Origin of the sequence: Lachnoanaerobaculum saburreum DSM 3986 (assembly GCF_000185385.1) — a bacterium.
Taxonomy (GTDB): domain Bacteria; phylum Bacillota; class Clostridia; order Lachnospirales; family Lachnospiraceae; genus Lachnoanaerobaculum; species Lachnoanaerobaculum saburreum.
Map to the genome: position 1 here is coordinate 232,882 of NZ_GL622296.1, position 21,844 is coordinate 254,725.

General features: G+C 37.8%; 18 protein-coding genes. 5 read left to right on the top strand and 13 right to left on the bottom strand.

The window, feature by feature from the left end; all coding sequences use genetic code 11:
- The 13 genes from tpiA to dnaA all read right to left on the bottom strand — a co-directional run bounded on the left by tpiA (position 1) and on the right by dnaA (position 18,310).
- On the bottom strand, positions 1–750 hold the full coding sequence (tpiA, locus tag HMPREF0381_RS01175; RefSeq protein ID WP_008750021.1) for a triose-phosphate isomerase: 750 nt from the start codon (positions 748–750) through the stop codon (positions 1–3).
- Between the two features lie 17 nt (positions 751–767).
- The gene (locus HMPREF0381_RS01180) at positions 768–1,982 is read right to left on the bottom strand and encodes a phosphoglycerate kinase (protein ID WP_040461000.1); all 1,215 of its coding nucleotides are present in this window, start codon (positions 1,980–1,982) and stop codon (positions 768–770) included.
- A 111-nt stretch (positions 1,983–2,093) separates the two neighbouring features.
- Positions 2,094–3,125 carry a type I glyceraldehyde-3-phosphate dehydrogenase gene (gene gap, locus HMPREF0381_RS01185; RefSeq protein ID WP_008750023.1) on the bottom strand — a complete coding sequence of 344 codons (1,032 nt, stop codon included), beginning with the start codon at positions 3,123–3,125 and terminating at the stop codon, positions 2,094–2,096.
- Positions 3,126–3,245: 120 nt separating this feature from the next.
- Entirely contained in the window at positions 3,246–4,904 is a 1,659-nt protein-coding gene (locus HMPREF0381_RS01190; protein ID WP_207635174.1) for a Na/Pi cotransporter family protein, read from the bottom strand.
- A gap of 287 nt (positions 4,905–5,191) precedes the next feature.
- Entirely contained in the window at positions 5,192–7,918 is a 2,727-nt protein-coding gene (locus HMPREF0381_RS01195) for a right-handed parallel beta-helix repeat-containing protein (RefSeq protein ID WP_040461003.1), read from the bottom strand.
- 49 nt (positions 7,919–7,967) lie between these two features.
- Positions 7,968–9,239 carry a diaminopimelate decarboxylase gene (locus tag HMPREF0381_RS01200; RefSeq protein WP_008750026.1) on the bottom strand — a complete coding sequence of 424 codons (1,272 nt, stop codon included), beginning with the start codon at positions 9,237–9,239 and terminating at the stop codon, positions 7,968–7,970.
- 12 nt (positions 9,240–9,251) lie between these two features.
- Positions 9,252–11,726: a DNA gyrase subunit A gene (gene gyrA, locus HMPREF0381_RS01205; RefSeq protein WP_008750027.1), complete on the bottom strand. Its 2,475-nt coding sequence runs from the start codon at positions 11,724–11,726 to the stop codon at positions 9,252–9,254.
- Positions 11,727–11,742: 16 nt separating this feature from the next.
- Complete coding sequence (gyrB, locus tag HMPREF0381_RS01210; protein ID WP_040461006.1) at positions 11,743–13,656, bottom strand: DNA topoisomerase (ATP-hydrolyzing) subunit B; 1,914 nt, start codon at positions 13,654–13,656, stop codon at positions 11,743–11,745.
- 144 nt (positions 13,657–13,800) lie between these two features.
- On the bottom strand, positions 13,801–14,064 hold the full coding sequence (locus tag HMPREF0381_RS01215) for a SemiSWEET family transporter (RefSeq protein WP_008750029.1): 264 nt from the start codon (positions 14,062–14,064) through the stop codon (positions 13,801–13,803).
- A gap of 276 nt (positions 14,065–14,340) precedes the next feature.
- Positions 14,341–15,432: a DNA replication/repair protein RecF gene (gene recF, locus HMPREF0381_RS01220; protein ID WP_008750030.1), complete on the bottom strand. Its 1,092-nt coding sequence runs from the start codon at positions 15,430–15,432 to the stop codon at positions 14,341–14,343.
- Positions 15,407–15,619, bottom strand: coding sequence for an RNA-binding S4 domain-containing protein (locus HMPREF0381_RS01225; protein ID WP_008750031.1), 213 nt, complete (start codon positions 15,617–15,619; stop codon positions 15,407–15,409). Before HMPREF0381_RS01225 ends, recF begins: the two co-directional genes overlap by 26 nt.
- A gap of 7 nt (positions 15,620–15,626) precedes the next feature.
- Positions 15,627–16,736, bottom strand: coding sequence for a DNA polymerase III subunit beta (dnaN, locus tag HMPREF0381_RS01230; RefSeq protein ID WP_008753913.1), 1,110 nt, complete (start codon positions 16,734–16,736; stop codon positions 15,627–15,629).
- A 185-nt stretch (positions 16,737–16,921) separates the two neighbouring features.
- Complete coding sequence (gene dnaA / locus HMPREF0381_RS01235) at positions 16,922–18,310, bottom strand: chromosomal replication initiator protein DnaA (protein ID WP_008750033.1); 1,389 nt, start codon at positions 18,308–18,310, stop codon at positions 16,922–16,924.
- A 588-nt stretch (positions 18,311–18,898) separates the two neighbouring features.
- Here dnaA and HMPREF0381_RS01240 point away from each other — a divergent pair.
- The 5 genes from HMPREF0381_RS01240 (at position 18,899) to HMPREF0381_RS01260 (ending at position 21,840) form a co-directional block, all read left to right on the top strand.
- Positions 18,899–19,528: an ECF transporter S component gene (locus HMPREF0381_RS01240; protein ID WP_008750035.1), complete on the top strand. Its 630-nt coding sequence runs from the start codon at positions 18,899–18,901 to the stop codon at positions 19,526–19,528.
- A gap of 116 nt (positions 19,529–19,644) precedes the next feature.
- Positions 19,645–19,779, top strand: coding sequence for a 50S ribosomal protein L34 (gene rpmH / locus HMPREF0381_RS01245; protein ID WP_007594921.1), 135 nt, complete (start codon positions 19,645–19,647; stop codon positions 19,777–19,779).
- A gap of 186 nt (positions 19,780–19,965) precedes the next feature.
- Positions 19,966–20,319 (top strand): ribonuclease P protein component, encoded by a 354-nt coding sequence (rnpA, locus tag HMPREF0381_RS01250; protein ID WP_008750036.1) that lies wholly within the window; start codon positions 19,966–19,968, stop codon positions 20,317–20,319.
- A complete protein-coding gene (gene yidD / locus HMPREF0381_RS01255; RefSeq protein ID WP_008750037.1) occupies positions 20,300–20,536 on the top strand; it encodes a membrane protein insertion efficiency factor YidD in 237 nt (78 codons plus the stop codon). Before rnpA ends, yidD begins: the two co-directional genes overlap by 20 nt.
- 50 nt (positions 20,537–20,586) lie before the next feature.
- Entirely contained in the window at positions 20,587–21,840 is a 1,254-nt protein-coding gene (locus HMPREF0381_RS01260; RefSeq protein WP_008750038.1) for a YidC/Oxa1 family membrane protein insertase, read from the top strand.
- The last annotated feature ends 4 nt before the right edge of the window (positions 21,841–21,844 follow it).

Below are 21,844 nucleotides of genomic sequence, written 5' to 3' on the forward strand. Positions count from 1 at the left end.
TTATTTATAGTTTACAATCTTTCCGAAATCAGGCTTAAGACTTGCTCCGCCTACAAGACCACCGTCAATATCGGCCTCTGCAAATAACTCTGCGGCATTGCCTGCATTTACAGAACCGCCGTACTGAATTCTAATCTTCTCGGCTACATCATTTCCATAGACTTCTTTGATGCAATCTCTGATAGCCTTACATACTTCTTCGGCCTGTGCTGTTGTAGCAGTCTTACCTGTACCGATTGCCCAGATTGGCTCATAAGCGATAACTGCATCAGCTGCATTGTCTGCACTTACATTCTGAAATGCAATCTTTATCTGAGTTCTGATAAAGTCTATTGCAATGCCCTGTTCCCTCTGTGTAAGAGTCTCACCGCAGCAGATAATAGGTATGATACCATGCTCAAACGCCTTAAGTACTTTCTTGTTTACAGTCTCATCAGTCTCTGCAAAATATTCTCTTCTCTCTGAATGTCCGATAATCACATACTTTACACCTACATCTGTGAGCATATTTGGAGCAATCTCACCTGTATATGCACCGCTCTCTTCAAAGTACATATTTTCGGCACCGATTTTTATATTGCTTCCTTTAGCCGCCTCAATAGCAGGAATAATATCAATTGCCGGTACACAGAAAACAACATCCACATCAGTATTTGCAACCAAAGGCTTTAACTCATTTATAAGTGCGGTTGTTTCTGAAGGAGTCTTATTCATCTTCCAGTTTCCTGCAATAATTTTTCTTCTTGACATAAAGCTCTCCAATCTGTTTATCTATTGTCGGCAGCTGCAACACCCGGAAGTTCCTTACCCTCAAGGAATTCAAGTGAAGCACCGCCACCTGTTGAAATATGTGTCATCTTGTCTGCAAATCCAAGTCTCTTAACAGCATTTACAGAATCACCACCACCGATAACTGTTGTAGCATCTTTCAGATCTGCTACCGCTCTACAGATTTCAAGTGTTCCTTCTGCAAACTTCTCAAACTCGAATACGCCCATAGGTCCGTTCCATACTACAGTCTTTGCACCCTCAAGTGCTTTCTTATAGTTTGCAACAGTCTTAGGTCCTATATCAAATCCTGACCATCCTGCATCTATAGTATCTACTACCTTGGACTCGGTATCATTTGAGAATTCCTTGCCTTCTACATGATCTACCGGAAGTAAAAGATTAACACCCTTTTCCTTTGCCTTATTGATCATCTCAAGTGCGTAGTCAAGCTTATCCTCTTCACAAAGTGAGTTTCCGATTTCCTCACCTTTTGCCTTAAGGAATGTATATGCCATACCTCCACCGATAATAAGTGTATCTACCTTATCAAGCAGATTATTGATAACATTTATCTTATCTGAAACTTTAGCTCCGCCAAGAATTGCCACAAACGGACGTACAGGATTTTCTACAGCTTCTCCAAGGAACTTGATTTCCTTCTCCATAAGATATCCTACTACATTCTCCTTACAGAACTTGGTTACACCGACATTTGAGCAATGTGCTCTATGTGCCGTACCGAATGCATCGTTTACAAAGATATTGTTATCACAAAGTGCTGCAAGTTCCTTAGCGTACTCAACAGCCGCATCATCCTTGCCATACTTTGTCTCTTCAGCTCTGTAACGAGTATTCTCAAGTAAAAGAACTTCTCCGTCTTTAAGCTCACTTGCAAGTTTTCTTGTCTCTTCACCTGTTACCTTAGAATCTGAAACAAACTTTACCTGTACGCCAAGTCTCTCTGAAAGTGCAGGAGCTACAGGTGCAAGACTCATTTCAGGAAGCGGCTCACCCTTGGGCTTTCCAAGATGTGAGCAAAGTATAACCTTGGCACCGCCATCCAAAAGTTTTTTTATTGTCGGTATTGCACCGTCTATGCGGTTATAGTTCTGGATAACTCCGTCTTTTAGGGGAACATTGAAATCACAGCGAACTAATACTTTTTGTCCTTTCAGGTTCTTTAAATCATCTACTGTTTTCTTGTTAAGCATAAGTTTCTCCTTATTTATTAAAGTAGTGTATATCTGCCACACTTAATCCTATTTTACAAAAAACGGTCCGATCCAAATGACCGGACCGCCTTGGTCTCTTTATCTTTTATATTACTTTAACTCAGCGAAGTACTTGATTGTTCTAACCATCTGTGATGTGTAAGAATTCTCATTGTCATACCAAGATACAACCTGTACCTGATATAAATCATCAGCTATAGGTGCTACCATTGTCTGTGTTGCATCAAATAATGAACCGTACTTCATACCGATAACATCAGATGAAACGATCTGCTCCTCATTATATCCGAATGACTCACTTGCGGCAGACTTCATTGCGGCATTGATATCTTCTTTTGTAAGTCCTGCCTTCTTTACAACAGCTGTAAGGATGGTTGTAGAACCTGTAGGAACCGGAACTCTCTGTGCAGATCCGATAAGCTTACCGTTAAGCTCAGGAATAACAAGACCGATAGCCTTAGCAGCACCTGTTGAGTTAGGTACTATATTTGCAGCACCTGCTCTTGCTCTTCTAAGGTCACCCTTTCTGTGCGGTCCGTCAAGGATCATCTGGTCACCTGTATAAGCATGGATGGTACTCATAATACCGCTCTGAATAGGAGCAAACTTATTAAGTGTATCAGCCATAGGTGCAAGACAGTTTGTTGTACATGATGCGGCACAGATAACTGTATCACTTGCCTTAAGTGTCTTCTCATTTACACCATAAACGATTGTAGGAAGATCATTTCCTGCCGGAGCTGAAATAACAACCTTCTTGGCACCTGCGTTTATATGTGCCATAGACTTATCTTTTGATGTATAGAATCCTGTACACTCAAGTACAACATCTACACCGATCTGTCCCCAAGGAAGTTTTGAAGCATCAGCCTCTTTATAGATTGTAATTTTCTTTCCGTCAACTGTTATAGAATCCTCACCGGCCTCTACTGTATGCTTTCCTTCTCCGATACGGCCTGCAAAGCCGCCCTGTGTTGTATCATACTTTAACAGATGTGCCAACATCTTAGGATCTGTAAGATCATTGATTGCCACTACTTCATATCCGTCAGCCTCAAACATCTGTCTGAAAGCAAGACGACCAATACGACCAAAACCGTTAATTGCTACTTTTACCGACATTTTAGTTCCTCCTAAAATTAGTATTTATATGATGTTATCTCATTTGATAATTATTCATCGATCAATGTCAATTGTACAAAATTATAAACATAATTGCAAGTATATATTTGAAACTTCTTATTATATTTCATTTTTTAAATATCCTGCAATATTTGTAGCGTGGTCTGATACACGCTCCAAATTGCTTATAATATCAAGGAATGCAATACCCGACTGCGGCTTGCACTCTCCCTTTGTCAATCTGTCAATATGCTTTTCTCTCAACTCGTCTTCAAGCATATCCACCTTATCTTCAAGTTTGTTTACTTTTCTTACTGTACTGAGTGCATCAGTTCCGCCTGTATTTATAGATATTTCAAAGGCCTCTATAGCATCCCTTGCTATCTCTGCCAAATCTTCCTTGGCAAGTTCACTGAACTCCAGATTATTATCAATCATATACTTGGCATTTTCAGACAGGTTATCTGCATGGTCTCCGACTCTTTCTATATCGGTTACCATATTGAAAAGATTGTTTACATGCTTTTTCTGACTCTCACTTAGTGAAAGGTTGTCTACCTTTATAAGATACTCCGTCAGTGCTTCCTGCATATCATCTAAAGTCTGCTCACACTGTGCAACTGTTTTTAAATCATCCAAACTCTTAGTATTAATGGCACCCATTGCGGCATTCAAACTCTTTAGTGCAATACTTCCCATACGTGCCACCTCCACACTTCCTGATTGTACTGCAAATGCAGGTGTAAGGAGTACTCTTTCATCCACCTGTAATACAGGCTCTTTTTTAGTCTCCACTACCTCTTCATCCTTGCCTCTTACAAGCATTCCTGAAAGTTTTACAAGCAGATTTGCAAAAGGATACAGTAGAGAGGTCATTGTAAGATTGAAGAATGTATGAAATATTGAAATCTCTACAGCATTTATAGTGTGATTTGCAAGTTTTGTATTCACTGTAAATACGATAAATCCAAGTATACCGAAGACTATTGCACCTATTGAATTGAAGAGAAGATGTATGGCGGCCGCTCTCTTTGCCGTTCTTGAACTTCCTACACTTGAGATAATTGCTGTAACGCAGGAACCTATATTTTGTCCAAGTGTGATATATATTGCCGCCGCTGTATTTACTACACCGTTAAATGCAAGTGTCTGTAAAATACCTACCGACGCAGATGAGCTTTGCATCAAGGCGGTTACTACAATACCTACTATAATACCAAGTATCGGATTGCCTCCAAGTATTCTGAATGCTTCCGAGAATATCGGAGCGGTGGTGAACGGCTTTATATTTCCTGCCATAAGGTCAAGTCCCAAAAATAACATTCCAAGTCCCAGAACTATTTCACCAATGGTCTTTTTCTTATCGGCTTTTGAAAACAGTATAAATATTGCACCTATACCAATCATTAACGGTGCATAGAATCCGGGCTGAAAGAGCTTGAGCGAATCTCCTATTGTTCCAAGTGATACTATCCATGCTGTAATTGTGGTACCGATATTGGCACCCATGATTACACCTACAGCCTGTACAAGGCTTAACATTCCGGCACTGACAAAACCTACCACCATTACCGTGGTAGCACCTGAGCTTTGTATTATGGCTGTTATTACCGCACCTAATAAGATAGCTGTAAATCTGTTATCGGTTATCTTACTGAGGAACTGTTGCATCTTTCCGCCGGCAGTCTTTTGCATTCCGTCCGCCATTATATGCATTCCGTACAGGAACAGCCCAAGACCGCCTAAGAATCCAAAGAGATATGATATCTTATCAATCATTTCCATTCTCCTCTTAAAAATATATATCAAAAGATATAACTTAAAACATCTTGTACATTCTATCAATTTCTTAAATTTTAAGCAAGGTATGATTTTAAGATACATTTGAATAACACTAAAAAAGCACCCGACTCGGGTGCTTTCTTAAGGATTTCTATATATAGGATTCATTGTAAGTGCTTCTTTATGATGATGTAATCTTATCACACTTCACCGTAAAATAATTGAAATACTGTTAAACTTATTATGAATTATTTCTTAAATATATAAACAGTTTTAAATTAAATTTACTCCTTTGAGACACTCTCATCCCAGCTTCCGTCCGCTTTAAGTAGATAACCGTCCGGTGTTCTCCTGCTCTTAAGCATTCTTCCCTGTGTACCGTCGGAAACTGTATTAAAATAATACCACTTATTGTCGATTTGATGCCATCCTACACGCATAGCACCCTTGGTACCGTCAGATATATGATTCAGATAATACCATTCCCCACTCGCATCTTTAAGCCATCCGCTTCTCATTGCGCCTGAACCGTCCATAAAATACCATCTTCCGTCAACATTTGCCCAGCCGGTCACCATCTCTTCTCTATCGTTTAAAAGATACCAATTTTCTAAGATATATGCCCATGCGGATTTTGCCCGTGAACCGTCAACTTCAAGTCGCCATATGTTTCCTTCCTTTTTCCAACTGCCCTGACTATATACTTTACCGCCTGTTTGAATATAAGAGTAGGAATTGGATGAAGCACCACCATTCTTTAGCCCGGTACTTCTGCGACTATGTGAAGAAGATCCTGAATCTCTGCCACCTGAGCTTCCTAAACTGTCTCTTTTGCTGCGTTCCGGTACAGACGGTGTTGAGACACCGGTATTGTTTGTTACTCCGTTATTATTTGCTGCTCCGGTGTTATTAGTCGCTCCGTTATTATTTGCTGCTCCGGTGTTATTAGTTGTTCCGTTATTATTTGCTGCTCCGGTGTTATTAGTTGTTCCGTTATTGTTTGCTGTTCCGGTATTATTAGTCGCTCCGTTATTGTTTGTTGTTCCCGACTGTACCTGCAAAGTAAAGTTTTCTGTACAGACCCAGCCTCCTGAATCAGTCGCCCTTACCTGCAAATAGATACTTGACTCTGTAGCGGCATCTACACTCACACCCTCTTTTAACTTAAGCATACCGTCAGAACTTACTTCAAAACGTGAATCACTTAAAGTATAGGTATGTGTATCGCCTACATTAAGATCAATAGTTGTAAGCTTTCCTACAACTTCACCGGGAATACCTGATGTAACTGTATTTTTGGAAAGAGTAATCTTTTTTGGAGGTTGATTCTTAGGTTTTGTCACCTCTATTGTAAAGGCTTTTGTAAAAGAAGCACCAAGTGCATCTGTCGCCGTTACATTAAGAGTTATTGTTCCTATGGAACCGAACGGTATATAGTTGTCTCCTTTCAAACGCAAGAGATTATCATATACAACTTCAAAGCGCTCATCATCAACAGTATATGTGTGTGAATCTCCGGCATCAGGATCTGTGGTGCTCAAACGTCCCACTTCCGCCAGATATTCATTGCTGTAGATAAAAAGAGGATTGAGTGTGATATCTGTAGGTGCATGGTTTGCATAATTCACCGGCAGTGTAGGAGAACTTAGTGCATCTTCCGCATTTCCGGCTTTATCAGTATACTGAACCCTCACAGTAATCTTTTTTCCGGAGTCTGCTGCTGTAGGAATATAGCTTGACCCTGTTGCACTGTCAATTGCTGTTCCGTCTGCATACCACTGATAGGAAGAAATTGAAGATGCCGGAACAAGTATGGAATTATGAACATGAAGTTCTCCATAATCGCCGTCATATACCTTGGCACTAAGTGTTTTTCCGGCATGTGCTATACCGAGAATATATACCGCAGACTTAAAGGTATTGTTTTGAACTGTATTACTGCTCTCTCCTGTGCTGTCAACGATATTTCCTCCATATACAGTGTTTTCGCTGACTTTGACATTACTTGTTGAATAGCGTCCGTTATTGCGAAGCCTGATACCCCAATGTATATCGATTTCTGTTATGGTTTGATCATTATAAACTTTATTACCTGTAACCAGACCGCCTTTTAATCCTACCAGATTTACTCCGTATATATTATCACGAACAGTATTGTCGGCAAATGTAATATTTGCTGCAACACTGTTTGCATACTGATTGCTTACCACAAAGCCTGTAGTGTTCCCTTCAAATAAACAGCCACGTATTTCAATATCTTTTGCAATCGGATAATCTCCCTCAGGCTCAATATCAATTCCCGACTTTGGAGGTGTACCGTCAGAACGTTTAAACTCAGATTCAAGTATTTTAACATTCTGACCGCCTACAATCGACATTCCCTGACGACGGTTATGATCACAAATAACTTTGTAAATAGTAATATTTTTACTGTTTTCTCCTAAAAATACTCCGTCTCCCCAAAATTCACCGGCATACAAATCTTCAATAACCACATTTGTAGCATCAGTGATTCGGACACCGTATCCGGTCTGTCCAAGATTTCCGATATGATTATCACGGTCACCGATTAATCTACCCCCTATTATATGTACATTGTCAACATGTGTGATACTGAACATCTGATAGGACTTCTCTCCGTTCGGAATCGCATAAAGTGTTGCACCGCTTGCAATACGTACAATAATATTGCTTTTAAGTACCAGTCCGGCTTTCTCATAGCTGTTTCCTGTCTGATACAATGTGTTAATCATATAGTTTCCTGCCGGAATGTCTACGATTCCTCCACCTGCCGCAGAAACCGCATCAATAGCCCTTTGTATCGCCGCAGTATCATCACTGACACCGTCTCCTGTTGCACCATAGGCTGCATCCTTAACATTTGCCACAAAACTTGTTACAGGATCAGGAACATAAACTCCTGTTGATGCCGATGCTTTTTGTGAAAAGATAAACAGAAAACAAACCACTATTGACATAAAGCATACAGACCGATTTCTTTTAAAGATCATATTAACTTATCCCCTTTAATTTCTTATATTTCTAAAAAATATGCAGATCTTATTTTAAATATTTATCCATTATATTACAAAAATCAAAGGTTGCAAAATAGTCTTTATCGGTCTCCGCTCTTCTTATCATCTTCACACTTCCATCCTCCTGTAAGAGTAACTCCGCAGACCTAAGCTTACCGTTGTAATTATATCCCATTGCAAAGCCATGTGCTCCCGTATCATGAATATAGATATAATCTCCCTTTTCTATCTTCGGCAACTTCCTGTCTATAGCAAACTTATCATTATTCTCACAAAGTGAACCCACCACATCATAGACCTCACTTGCTTTCTCATTTTCCTTACCGAGAACTGTAAGATGATGGTAAGCTCCGTACATAGCAGGACGCATCAGATTACTGGCACATGCATCCACACCGATGTAATGCTTATATATATTCTTCTCATGTATCGCCTCTGTTATTAAAGCACCATATGGTGCAAGCATATATCTTCCAAGCTCTGTAAATATGGCTACATCCATGATAGCGTTTGCCTCAAGCACTTCTTCATACGCCTTCTTTACACCATTTGATATTTCAAAAATATCATTCGGCTCACTGTCGGGAGTATAAGGTATGCCGATACCTCCTGACAGATTGATAAACTCCACATTGATACCTGTTTCATTCTTTATCCTTACTGCAAACTCAAACAGCTCTCTTGCAAGTTTGGGATAATACTCATTTGTTACAGTATTGCTGGCAAGAAATGCATGAATACCGAAATGCTTTACACCCTTTGACTGCATTATCTTAAAGGCCTCTATAAGCTGATCGGGAGTCATTCCATACTTTGCATCTCCCGGATTATCCATTATACCGTTTGACATAGTAAAGACTCCACCCGGATTATATCTTGCACACATAGTCTTGGGCAACTTGCCGCATACCTCTTCCACATACTTAATATGTGTTATGTCATCCAAGTTTATTATCGCTCCAAGGTCGTTTGCAAACTTAAACTCCTCAATAGGGGTCTCATTTGATGAAAACATTATATCTTTGCCGCTAAATCCACAGGCATCCGACATCTCAAGCTCAACCATGGAAGAGCAGTCCACACCACATCCATATTCCTTTAATATATTCATTATAAAAGGATTCGGAGTGGCCTTCACCGCAAAATACTCTTTAAAACCTTTATTCCAGCCAAATGCCTCGTTTAATCTCTTGGCATTTTCTCTGATTCCCTTCTCATCATATATATGCCATGGTGTAGGATATGTCTTTACAATTTCCTTTACCTGTTCCAATGTCAAAAATGGTATCTTTTGCATTTTACTTCCTTTCTATTCATTGCTCTCTTCATCAGATTCGGTATTTTTTTCTTCTCTGATCTTTGCAATGCTTGCAATCTTGGTATCACTTTCTCTGTCTACGTTCATAAGCTTCACTCCGCTGGCTGTTCTGCCCAGTATTGATATTCCGCTGACCTCTATTCTGATAATAATTCCCTCAGTAGTTATCAATAAAATCTCTCTGTCTTCATTTACCAACTTTGCACCGACAAGCTTACCTGTCTTTTCATTATCCTTATAACATATGATACCTTTACCGCCTCTGTTTTGGACTTTAAACTCAGATATCTTTGTTCTCTTTCCATATCCATACTCAGAAACAAGAAGCAAATATTCCCCTTGAGATGCCAGTTGCATTCCTATGACTTCATCACCTGTATTCAGTCTCATACCACGAACACCTGTTGCACCTCTACCCACAGCCCTTATATCCTTGTCATTGATTCTGATGCACATACCGTACTTTGAAACAATGATAAGATCATCATCACCATGAGTAACTTTTACTTCTATCAGCTCGTCATCCTCTGTGAGGTTGATAGCCGCAAGTCCGTTCTTTCTAATATTGTCAAATAAGTTTATTTGACATTTCTTTATAGTACCGTTTTTTGTAACCATAAAGAGATAGCCGTCATTTGATTTTGCTTCACTTGGGATTATCGCGGAAATCTTCTCATCAGGCTGTAACTGCAATAAATTTACTATTGCAATACCTCTTGCGGTCCTTGAAGCCTCAGGAATCTTATATCCCTTGATAGTATAAACCCTACCTTTATTGGTAAAGAAGTATATATCATTGTGAGTGGTTGACATAACAATATCTTCAATAAAGTCATCATCAATGGTCTGCATACCCTTGATGCCCTTACCGCCTCTGTTTTGAACATTGAAATTGTCAGGACTCATCCTCTTTATATATCCGAGCTTTGTCATTGCGATGATAATATCTTCTTTTTGTATAAGATCCTCATCCTCCATATCATCATCCTGCATAAAGCCTGTCCTTCTGTCATCCTTGTACTTATCTTCAACTACAAGGATTTCTTCTTTTATAAGTGTAAGCAATTTTTTCTCATCTGCAAGTATTCCTTCAAAATACTCTATCTTTGCAAGCAGCTCATTGTACTCGGATTCAAGTCTTTCTCTTTCAAGTCCTGTAAGAGCTCTCAGACGCATATCCACTATCGCCTGTGCCTGTACATCAGAAAGTCCGAATCTCTTTATAAGCTCTTCCTTGGCAATATTTACATTTGCACTGCCTCTGATAATCTTTATGATTTCATCAATATTGTCAAGGGCAATCAGCAGTCCCTCTAAGATATGAGCTCTCTCTTTTGCTTTGTTTAACTCATACTTGGTTCTTCTGGTAACGACATCTTCCTGATGAGCCAGATAGTACTGAAGCATTTGCAAGATATTTAATACTTTAGGCTGATTGTCAACCAAAGCCAGCATATTTACACCGAATGTATCCTGTAACTGTGTATGCTTATACAATCTGTTTAATATAATATTGGCATTCACATCTTTTCTAAGTTCTATTACAACTCTCATTCCTTCACGGTTTGACTCATCTCTCAGATCTGTGATACCGTCTATTCTCTTATCTTTTACAAGTTCTGCAATCTTTTCAATAAGTTTTGCCTTATTTACAAGGTATGGAAGCTCACTGACCACAATCCTGCTCTTGCCGTTTGACATAGACTCTATTTCAGTGACCGCTCTTACCTTTATCTTTCCTCTACCTGTAGTATATGCCTCTTTAATACCTCTAAGCCCTAATATATTGGCACCGGTAGGAAAATCCGGCCCTTTTATAATGCTGATTATCTCATCAATAGTGGTATCTTTATCTTCTATCTTATTATCTATCAGCCTTACTACCGCATCTATCACCTCTTTAATATTATGTGGCGGAATATTTGTAGCCATACCTACCGCAATACCTGTAGTACCGTTTACCAAAAGATTTGGAAATCTTGACGGCAACACTGTAGGTTCTTTTTCAGTCTCGTCAAAGTTCGGAGCAAAGTCTACAGTATCCTTATTGATATCGGCAAGCATCTCCATAGCAATCTTTGAGAGTCTTGCCTCCGTATATCTCATGGCGGCCGCACCGTCACCGTCCACAGAGCCGAAATTTCCATGCCCGTCCACAAGAGTATATCTCATAGACCAGTCCTGCGCCATATTTACAAGTGCCCCATATATTGATGAGTCTCCATGCGGGTGATATTTACCCATTGTATCTCCGACAATACGAGCACATTTTCTATGCGGTTTATCAGGTCCGTTATTCAGTTCTATCATAGAAAACAGCACTCTTCTTTGAACCGGCTTTAATCCGTCTCTTACATCCGGAAGTGCTCTTGCTGCAATAACACTCATTGCATAGTCAATATATGACTTTTCCATGGTTTTCTTTAAGTCGATCTCATTAAACTTGTCGAAAACATTTGGTTCCATACTTTAACCTACCTTTTTAAATATCCAAATTCGATACGTATTTTGCATTTGCTTCTATAAACTCTCTTCTGGGAGCCACTTGATCTCCCATCAGAGTACTGAATACAACATCAGTTTCTGAAAGCATGGACTCATCAAGTACTACTTTCTTTAATACTCTACGTTCAGGATCCATGGTCGTTTCCCAAAGCTGCTCCGCATCCATCTCACCCAAACCTTTGTATCTTTGTATCTTATTATTCTGATCTCTGCCGACTTCCTTTAGAATATTGTTTAACTCCTCATCGGAATATGCATACCAAACTTTCTTATTCTTCTCAAGTTTATACAGTGGAGGCTGTGCCAGATATACATGACCTTCCTTTATAAGCTCAGGCATAAACCTGTATATGAATGTAAGCATCAGTGTATCAATATGTGCTCCGTCCACATCCGCATCGGTCATTATTATTATCTTATTGTAACGAAGCTTTGTTATATCAAAATCATCATGTATTCCTGTACCGAATGCGGTAATCATTCCCTTTATCTCGGCATTTGAATATATCTTATCAAGTCTTGCCTTCTCTACATTAAGTATCTTTCCTCTAAGCGGCAGTATAGCCTGTGTATCTCTTCTTCTTGCACCCTTTGCCGAACCGCCGGCAGAATCCCCCTCAACTATAAAGATTTCACATTCTTTCGGATTCTTGCTTGAGCAATCCGCCAGCTTCCCCGGTAAGCTCATATTATCAAGAGCTGATTTTCTTCTTGTAAGATCTCTTGCCTTTCTGGCAGCCGCCCTTGCTCTTTGTGCCGTGATAGCCTTCTCACTGATAATCTTAGCCACAGTCGGGTTTTGCTCAAGAAAATATGTGAGCTGTTCGCTCACTATAGAATTTACAGCCGTCTGTGCCTCTGAATTTCCAAGCTTTTGCTTAGTCTGTCCTTCAAACTGAGGATCCTCTATCTTTACCGATATAATGGCAACAAGCCCTTCTCTGATATCCTCACCCGATAGATTCTCATCACTGTCCTTTAAAAGTTTATTGCTTCTTGCATATTCATTAAATGTCTTTGTCAGTGCATTCTTAAAACCTGACAGATGCGTTCCGCCTTCAGGAGTATTGATATTATTTACAAAGGTATATATGCTTTCCGAGTAATTGTCATTATGCTGCATTGCAACTTCAACCATTACCTTTTCTTTAGTACCCTCACAGTATATTACATCCTCATATATCGGCACCTTTCCCTTGTTGAGATAGGTCACAAATTCCTTGATACCGCCTTCATAGTGAAAGGACATCTTTCTTTTTTCTTCTCTGTTGTCAATCAGGGTAATCTTTAACGCTTTAGTAAGGAATGCAGTCTCACGAAGTCTTATCTTTAGTATATCAAAGTCATATACCGTTTCTTCAAATATACCGGCATCCGGTAAAAAGCTCACCTCCGTACCTGTTTTTTGAGGATCGCACTCGCCTATAACTTCTATCTTCTCTACAACTTTTCCTTTTTCAAACCTCATATGATAGACTTTGCCGTCTCTATAGACTTTTACATCAAGCCATGTAGACAGCGCGTTTACTACCGAGGCACCTACACCATGCAGACCTCCTGAGGTCTTATATCCTCCACCGCCGAATTTTCCTCCGGCATGCAATATGGTAAATACCACCTCTAAGGCAGGTATCCCCGCTTTCTTTTGAATATCTACAGGTATACCTCTGCCGTTGTCCTTTACAGTTATAGAATTGTCTTCATTGATACTGACTTCTATCTCAGTACAAAATCCTGCAAGAGCTTCATCTACAGAGTTATCTACTATCTCATAAACAAGATGATGAAGACCTCTTGATGATATTGAACCGATATACATCCCGGGCCTTACTCTCACCGCCTCTAATCCTTCCAGTATTTGTATTTGGGATGCTCCATACTCTGTATTCATACTACACTCCTTTAATTTATCTTTAGGATCGCTCCTCATCTGCAATAAAAAATTTCATCGCTATATTATAACATTTTTTTTTGAAATATGAAACACCATATAATAAGAAAAAAGAGGTGCCGCGCACCCCTCAAATATACATTATTACAAAGCTGTTATAAAAGTCAAAAATCCGAAAACTACACCTGCCGCATTCGGTATAATAAGTATATAATCTATTTTATACTCATTGGTTAATCCGTATATAACCCATAATAAACAAGATACAGCCGCTACAAGCGGTTGTAGCGGCTGAGATTTTGCACCGCCTATATTTGCTATAATCTGTGGTATATAAGATAAAAATACTAAAACTCCGATAAATGCTCCGATTGATCCTATAAATGTATTAATCTTCTTTTTGCTCATTAAAAATATAACCTCCAAAATCAGTTTATAAATAGACCTATGTAAATCTATGGGCAGTACTATATCATAAAATTTTTAACGATGCAAATTTTAACTGAATTTTACAAAGATTTTAACATTATTTTTTATATATTACTTTAAAAAAAATTGTATAAATATATTAAAATTAAACAATTAATATATTTTCTCACTTATTTTGTATCTGTATAAAAATACATAAAGAAAAATGCATTTATGACTAATACAATTCTATTTACAAAATCTTTGTATACAATATTATTTATATTCAGATTCTTTTACAATACCGTTTGTTACATTAAACACCTTGCCGATATCCAAAGATTTATTCAAAAAATCTTCAACACCGGTACAGGTAATAAGGGTCTGTATATGCCTTATAGACTCAAGCAGATGACTTTGACGCTTGCCGTCCAGCTCTGATAACACATCATCAAGCAATAATACCGGAAACTCACCGTATCTGACCTTAATAAGCTCTATCTCGGAAAGCTTGAGTGACAGTGCAAGGCTTCTTTGCTGCCCCTGTGAACCGAACTTCTTCAGATCCATTTCATTATTTAAAAAAAATGAAAAATCATCTCTATGCGGTCCGACATTTGTAGTCTTATACTTTATATCATTTGTCCTTGATTTTCTCAACTCGGCTTCAAAATTATCTTTTTCTATATTTTTCTCATAGATTACTTTTATCTTCTCACCACCTGTAAGTCTTGAATGTATATCAAAAATAACTTCATTCAGCTTTTTTACAAACTCTTCTCTGTAAGAAATCAAATCCGTACCATACTTTATAAGCTGCATATCCCAGATGTCTAAAGTATCCTCCAAACCGGTCTTAAAACCTATTTCTTTAAGCAGTTTATTTCTTTGCTCAAGAACCTTATTATAAGTTACCAAGGTGGACACATAGACCTTATTCAGCTGACAAAGTTCCATATCTACAAAATTTCTTCTCTCCTTAGGACTTCTCTTAATAATATTCAGATCCTCCGGTGAAAAAAACACTACATTACAGGTACCGAAAAGCTCACTCAGCTTTCTGATTGGAATGCCGTTAATGGCCACTCCCTTAGCTTTGTTTTTCTTTATATGCATATCCATTCTGACAGACGCATCCATTCTCTTTATCATCAGTTTGATATGTGACTCACCTGCACCAAATCTTATTATATCCTTATCTTTACTACCTCTATGAGATTTTGAAGTGGTGGCAAGGTATATCGACTCCAAAATATTGGTCTTACCCTGTGCATTGTCGCCATAGAATATATTTACCCCGGTTGACAGTTTTATATTTAAATTCTCATAGTTTCTGTAGTCCTTAAGCTCCAATGATTCTATAATCATTGTTTTCGTATGTGAAAATATCGCCGTTTCTAAGCTTTTTGCCTCTTCTAAGCTCCACTTCGGAGTTTACCAAAACCTTACCGGCCTGTATTACCATCTTGGCTTCAGATCCCATAGATACGGCACCTGCAAGCTTCATAGCCTGTTCCAACTTTATATACTCATCTCTGATTCTAACTTCCTGCATAATACCTCTATCCGATAAAATTAACCGGCAATATAAGATATGTGTATGTATTCTCATTATCTCTTATAAAGCAGGGTGACTTTGCATTTGTAAAATATATATCTACAAAATCATCATCAATAACCTTAAGTGCATCTACAACAAACTTCGGATTGAAAGCAATCTTTAAATCACTTCCGCTTTTTTCAATATTCACCTTTGTATCCATAAATCCAAGTGATGAATTTACAGATATTTTGAGCATTCCGTTTTCAATATCAAGTATCATCGGCTTATGCTCATTCTCTCTGATAAGTATCATAGACTGCTCAATAGCACTCTGAAACTTAAGTCTGCTTACAGTCACCTTGGTGTCATAATCTCTTGAAAGCATACTCTCAATCCTGAAAAATTCACCGTCTAAAATCCTTGACAGCACCAAAGTTCTGTCAAATTCAAAAAGTATATGATCCTTTGAAAAATATATATTAACATTTTTTTGAGTATCACTGCCTATTATCCTCATAATCTCCTGCAAGGATTTTACAGGTACCACACATCTATGATCTTCATATTCGCCTATCAGATTAATATTTCTGATGGACATTCTGTGACCGTCCAATGTAACAAACTTTGCTACATTGTCCTTAACATCTATAAGCTCACCGCCCATCATTCTGTTTATATCGCTTATTGCTGTAGAAAACTCAGTCTGACGTATAACCTCCTTTAAACTGAACTGTGACATCTTGATAGAATCATCTCTTTTAATGTTCGGCATCGGAATAAATTCTACCGGGTCGATACCCATAATATTAAATACCGCCTGTTCACATTTGACTGTAGTTTTAAAGTCTTTGTCAACATCCAGTTCTATCAGAGATTCATTATCCTCAAACTTTCTGACAATTTCAGAAAAAAGCTTTGCATTCAGTACCACACCGCCTTCCTCGACTATTATTGCATCAACTTCTGTCTGAATTGATAATTCATTATCTGTAGCGTCTAAAACAACTCTGTTATCTGTAGCATTTATAAGTATTGATTCTAAAATAACACTTGCTGTTTTGGTAGATACAGCTTTCATAACTATACTGAGTGCATTTACCAATTGTGTTTTTTGAAATTTTAAATTCATTTTCCCTCCGGCTACAGCAAAAAGTCTGTGTGGCTTCGCCATAGCAAATATTTAAATATATTTTAGTATTAGTATTATTATAGGGTGTGGATAAGTGTAAAAGTCTTAAAACCCTTGTAAACACTGGATTTTCGGTCGATTTTTGTAAACATGACTATGTTTGCCGACTACCCGTATAATTTGGATTATTGTGGAGAAATCTTTTTTTTGATAGTTTCAATCGTTTGATTTAACTCACTGTCGGCAGTAATTCTTTTAGTTATTACATCCTCGGAATTGACTATTGTAGAGTGATCTCTGTCTCCTAAAAATTGACCTATCTTTGTCTGTGTGTCATTAGTCATTTTCCTGCAAAGATATACTGTAATATGTCTGGCAGTGGCTACAGGTTCTTTTCGTCCTTTGGCTTTCAGCTCCGCTACAGTGATATTGAAGTGATCCGCGACTACGGTAGCAATGTATTCTGAAGTAATTTTGGTAGGCGCATCCGGTGTAATCATGTCTTTAAGCACTGATTTTGCCAGATCTATATCTATTTCCTGGTTTTTGTTTAACCTGCTCATAGCATATAGTTTGTTAAGCGCACCCTCAAGCATTCTTATATTGCTCTTTATATTGGTAGCAATAAATTGTATTACTTCATTGTCTATGTTTTTGCCGTCTCTTTCTTCTTTGCTGCGAAGTATTGCCATTCTGGTTTCAAAGTCCGGAGAAAAAATCTCTACCGCCACACCCCAGGCAAATCTTGATCGAAGTCTTTCCTCAAGATTTTTCAGTTCCATTGGAGGTTTATCTGAGGAAAGTATAATTTGTTTTTTTTGTTCGTACAGTGCGTTAAAGGTATGGAAAAGCTCCTCCTGTATAGCATCCTTACCGCCGATGAACTGAATATCGTCTATCAAAAGTACATCAACATTGCGATATTTTGCACGATACTCCGCCAAATTGCTGTTTTTAAGTGCATCAATGTATTCATTTAAGAATTTTTCACTGCTGACATATAAAATATTGGCATCAGGGTTATGCTCCAATATATAGTGTGCAATGGAGTGCATCAGGTGAGTTTTTCCAAGACCGACACCTCCATATATAAAGAAAGGATTATAGTGTTCACCGGGATTTTGGCTTCCGGGTGATTCGGCTACAGCTATAGCGGTTGCATGTGCCAGATCATTACTTTTACCTACGACAAAGGTGTCAAAGGTGTATGCAGGGTTTAGATTGGAGCTTAAAAGCTTCAGATCGTTTACAGGATGCCTCTTGTTGTCTATTAACTTTTTTTGGACTTTTTTTGATTCCTGTTCTTTTTTTTCTTTAAAAACAACATTACACCTGATAAAGGTAATTTCCTCTATAGCAACTGCTAAAGATAAGGAATATTTTTTTGTAACATAAGTTTTAAAAGGCATCGAAGGAACCGTGATAATAAGTGTGAAATTTCCCCTTGAGTCCTTCTCAATAGATGTAGGAATCATGGGTTTTATCCACGTATTGAATGATACAGGGGAAAGTTCATAATCATCTCTTAAAAAAGTGATTATTTTTTCCCAACCGGATTTTATCTTATCTATCATCCTTTTTACTCCTTTAGGATACTTCTAACTGATTAAAGTATAGCAAAAAAATGTTATCATATCAATGTAAATCACAGCCGAAAAATAAAGTTATCCACATAAATGTTCACAAAAATATGGATAACTTAGTTTATAAATATATATCCTCAAATTATCCATAGTATTTTGTGGTTAAAAAGTGGGTGTAAATATACTTATACACAGAGTGTGGAAAACAATGTTGACAACATGAATGGCTTAAAATAAGCCGTTGGAGAGGATATCAACATAGCGATGAGCAAAGTTATCCACAAGTTATCAACAAAATGTGGATAACTAAGTTATTAACAGTTAACTGTGGAGAGCGATTTTAAAACTTGTAAATGTGGATAATTATGTTGAAAAGTTTTTTTATGTGGATAAATTTCAAACTTTTTTCTTCCTATTATATGGTGAAAGATACATATGAAAGAGTTGATATTAAAAACTGCCCGGTATCAGGTAATAATACTTGCTGAATTATAATAAAATTATTGATAACAAGGAGGTTTAAAGTTATAATATTAAGTGCATTATATCCAATAGGAGTAGTAGCGAGAGGAGAAAAAAATGAAGAGAGATTCTTATCAAAAGACAAGGAAAATGGTGATTATGGCTATCTTTATAGCAATCATTATAATTCAGACACTGATACCTATTTTAGGGTTCATACCACTTGGAATAATGAATGCGACAATCATTCATGTCACTGTAGCTATAGGTGCCATTTTGCTTGGTGTAAAAGAGGGTGCGGGACTGGGATTTGTATTTGCACTTGGCAGTATGTGGAAGAATACATTTATGCCGAACCCTACATCATTTTGTTTTTCACCGTTTGCACCGGCGATAGCAGGATATACAGGCGGAATAAGATCAATTATTGTATGCTTTGTTCCAAGAATACTTGTAGGTGTGGTGGCGGCACTTGTATTTAGTGCTGTCAGAAAAACCGGAAAAGTAAAGTTGGCACTGGCGGTATCCGGAGCTATGGCGGCGGTTACCAATACTATTTTGGTAATGAGCGGTATTTACTTCCTATTTGGACAACACTATGCTTCTGCAACAGGTAGAGAGTTGTCACAGCTTCCATATGTGATAGTAGGTATTATAGGCACACAGGGAGTGGCTGAGGCAATAGTGTCAGCAATTTTGACTTTAGCAATAGCAGGAACATTATTAAAAATCAGTGAAGAAAGATAAATCTATTGACTTGAGAGGCTTCTTTTAATATAATACTAGGGTGCGTTCTTTAGAAAGTGAAGAACATAGACTTGAGAAAGACTAGAAAATGAAAAGAAGTAAGGAGGTGCCGGATCATGAAAATGACATTTCAACCTAAGAAGAGACAAAGATCTAAGGTTCACGGTTTTAGAGCAAGAATGAGTTCTGCCGGTGGTAGAAAAGTTTTAGCTGCCAGAAGAGCAAAAGGAAGAGCCAGATTATCAGCTTAAAAAAATAAGGCAATAGCCAAAACAGATAGTGCTACTTTGTAGCAAAGGGTTTATCTGTCGAAGATTACGTAGGGATAGTCTTATGACTATCCCTTTAGTTTACGGCAGTATCAGTTTGGGATTAACAAATTTTAACCCAATATCAGTATATAGTTATATATGATGCAGATGCATTAAGGAGTTTGTGTGAAGAATTTTCCGTCTTTAAAGAGTAATACTGATTTTCAAAGGGTGTATAAGAATGGAAAGTCATATGCCAATAAAGCTCTTGTCATGTATGTATATGAGAATGCTCTTACCTATAACAGAATAGGTATATCAGTTTCAAAGAAAAACGGAAACAGTGTGGTCAGACATACATTTGTAAGAAAGCTTAGAGAGATTTTTAGGCTGAATAAGATAGAGAAAAAGGGATTAGATATAATAGTAGTAGTTCGAGTAGGTGCAGATGTGAAGGATTATCATAAACTTGAAAGTGCCTATTTACATTTGCTAAAATCACATAGACTGGATAAAGAAGATGTTGAAGAAAATAAATAGTTTAGTAAAAACAGGAATGATTAAGCTTATTAGGTTCTATCAGATATTTTTGTCACCTCTGAAGGTCAGAACACATTGTATTTATACTCCTACCTGTTCACAGTATGCTATAGAAGCTTTAAAAAAGCATGGCATAGTCAAGGGGACATGGCTTGGTATTTGGAGAATTTTAAGATGTAATCCTTTTGCAAAAGGTGGTTATGATCCTGTACCATAGAAAATAATAAGTTTATTTTAGAAAATCTAATAAATATTGGAGGTATTAGCTTGGACATTGTACTATTAACAAAGTCAAGTACGCCTATTATAGGTTGGTTTGCTGAAATACTTGGATTCATAATGAATCTGATATTTGATATAGGAATAACAAATATCGGTATCGCAATTATTGTATTTACAATAGTGATAAATGTTATAATGATTCCGTTGACCATAAAACAGCAAAAATCTCAGAAACTTATGACTGTAATTCAGCCGGAGATAAAGGCTATACAGGATAAGTACAAGGGCAAAACAGATAATGAGTCGGCAATGAAGATGAATGCTGAGACCAGAGCGGTATACAGTAAGTATGGTACAAGTATGACCGGTGGTTGTCTTCCGCTTCTTATACAGATGCCTATACTGTTTGGTCTATATCAGGTCATATATAGAATTCCGGCATATGTTACAAGTGTTCGTGGAGTTTTTGAGAATGTAGCCAATTCACTTATGCAACAGCCTGATTACATAAATAAAATCAGTGACATGGCAAAGGCGGTCAGACTTCCTGTAGAGAGCAACGATTATACAATTACAAATAAGGTTATAGATTTATTATATAAGTTTACACCTGAGAAGTGGACTAAGCTTGGTGAAACCTTCCCAAGTATGAACGATGTTTTAAATACAAGTGTTCCTCTTATCAAGCAGATGAACTCATTTTTAGGAATTGACCTGTCTGTAGCACCATGGCAGGGAATGAACCATATAAATATCGCCTGGATCATTCCGATACTTGCCGGTGTTACACAGTTTTTATCTACCAAAGTGATGACGGTCAATCAACCGCAGAGTTCGGGAAATGAAAGCGATATGGCAAAGCAGATGCAGAGTATGAATACTGTGATGCCGCTTATGTCTGTATTCTTCTGCTTCACTCTTCCTGCGGGTATCGGTATATATTGGATTGCCTCTGCACTTGCAAGAACAATTATTCAGCTTTTGGTTAATTATCAGTTAAAAGATATGGATATCGATAAATTAGTTGAAAATAATCTTGCAAAGCAAAATGCAAAAAGAGCAAAACAGGGTCTTCCGGCACTCAGTGCCAATAAGAAGGTAATTGAGAATGCAAAGCATATGGATGAGATTGAAAAGCAGGAAAAGGAAAATAAAGCAAAGAGGCATGAAGTGAATGTAAAGAATCTAAAGGATTCTACTGAATATTATAATAAGGATGCAAAGCCGGGATCACTTGCTTCTAAAGCGAATATGGTAGCAAAGTACAACGAGAAGCAGAATTCTAAGAAAAATAAATAGGAGG

Bases quoted from the DNA above. Each gene is read 5' to 3' on its own strand.
- dnaA (WP_008750033.1), bottom strand. From the start codon at position 18,310: ATGATAGATAAGATAAAATCCGGTTGGGAAAAAATAATCACTTTTTTA.
- tpiA (WP_008750021.1), bottom strand. From the start codon at position 750: ATGTCAAGAAGAAAAATTATTGCAGGAAACTGGAAGATGAATAAGACT.
- rpmH (WP_007594921.1), top strand. From the start codon at position 19,645: ATGAAAATGACATTTCAACCTAAGAAGAGACAAAGATCTAAGGTTCAC.
- HMPREF0381_RS01190 (WP_207635174.1), bottom strand. From the start codon at position 4,904: ATGATTGATAAGATATCATATCTCTTTGGATTCTTAGGCGGTCTTGGG.
- HMPREF0381_RS01225 (WP_008750031.1), bottom strand. From the start codon at position 15,619: ATGCAGGAAGTTAGAATCAGAGATGAGTATATAAAGTTGGAACAGGCT.
- gyrB (WP_040461006.1), bottom strand. From the start codon at position 13,656: ATGAATACAGAGTATGGAGCATCCCAAATACAAATACTGGAAGGATTA.
- yidD (WP_008750037.1), top strand. From the start codon at position 20,300: ATGTTGAAGAAAATAAATAGTTTAGTAAAAACAGGAATGATTAAGCTT.
- HMPREF0381_RS01215 (WP_008750029.1), bottom strand. From the start codon at position 14,064: ATGAGCAAAAAGAAGATTAATACATTTATAGGATCAATCGGAGCATTT.
- dnaN (WP_008753913.1), bottom strand. From the start codon at position 16,736: ATGAATTTAAAATTTCAAAAAACACAATTGGTAAATGCACTCAGTATA.
- HMPREF0381_RS01195 (WP_040461003.1), bottom strand. From the start codon at position 7,918: ATGATCTTTAAAAGAAATCGGTCTGTATGCTTTATGTCAATAGTGGTT.
- HMPREF0381_RS01200 (WP_008750026.1), bottom strand. From the start codon at position 9,239: ATGCAAAAGATACCATTTTTGACATTGGAACAGGTAAAGGAAATTGTA.
- gap (WP_008750023.1), bottom strand. From the start codon at position 3,125: ATGTCGGTAAAAGTAGCAATTAACGGTTTTGGTCGTATTGGTCGTCTT.
- HMPREF0381_RS01180 (WP_040461000.1), bottom strand. From the start codon at position 1,982: ATGCTTAACAAGAAAACAGTAGATGATTTAAAGAACCTGAAAGGACAA.
- recF (WP_008750030.1), bottom strand. From the start codon at position 15,432: ATGATTATAGAATCATTGGAGCTTAAGGACTACAGAAACTATGAGAAT.
- gyrA (WP_008750027.1), bottom strand. From the start codon at position 11,726: ATGGAACCAAATGTTTTCGACAAGTTTAATGAGATCGACTTAAAGAAA.
- HMPREF0381_RS01240 (WP_008750035.1), top strand. From the start codon at position 18,899: ATGAAGAGAGATTCTTATCAAAAGACAAGGAAAATGGTGATTATGGCT.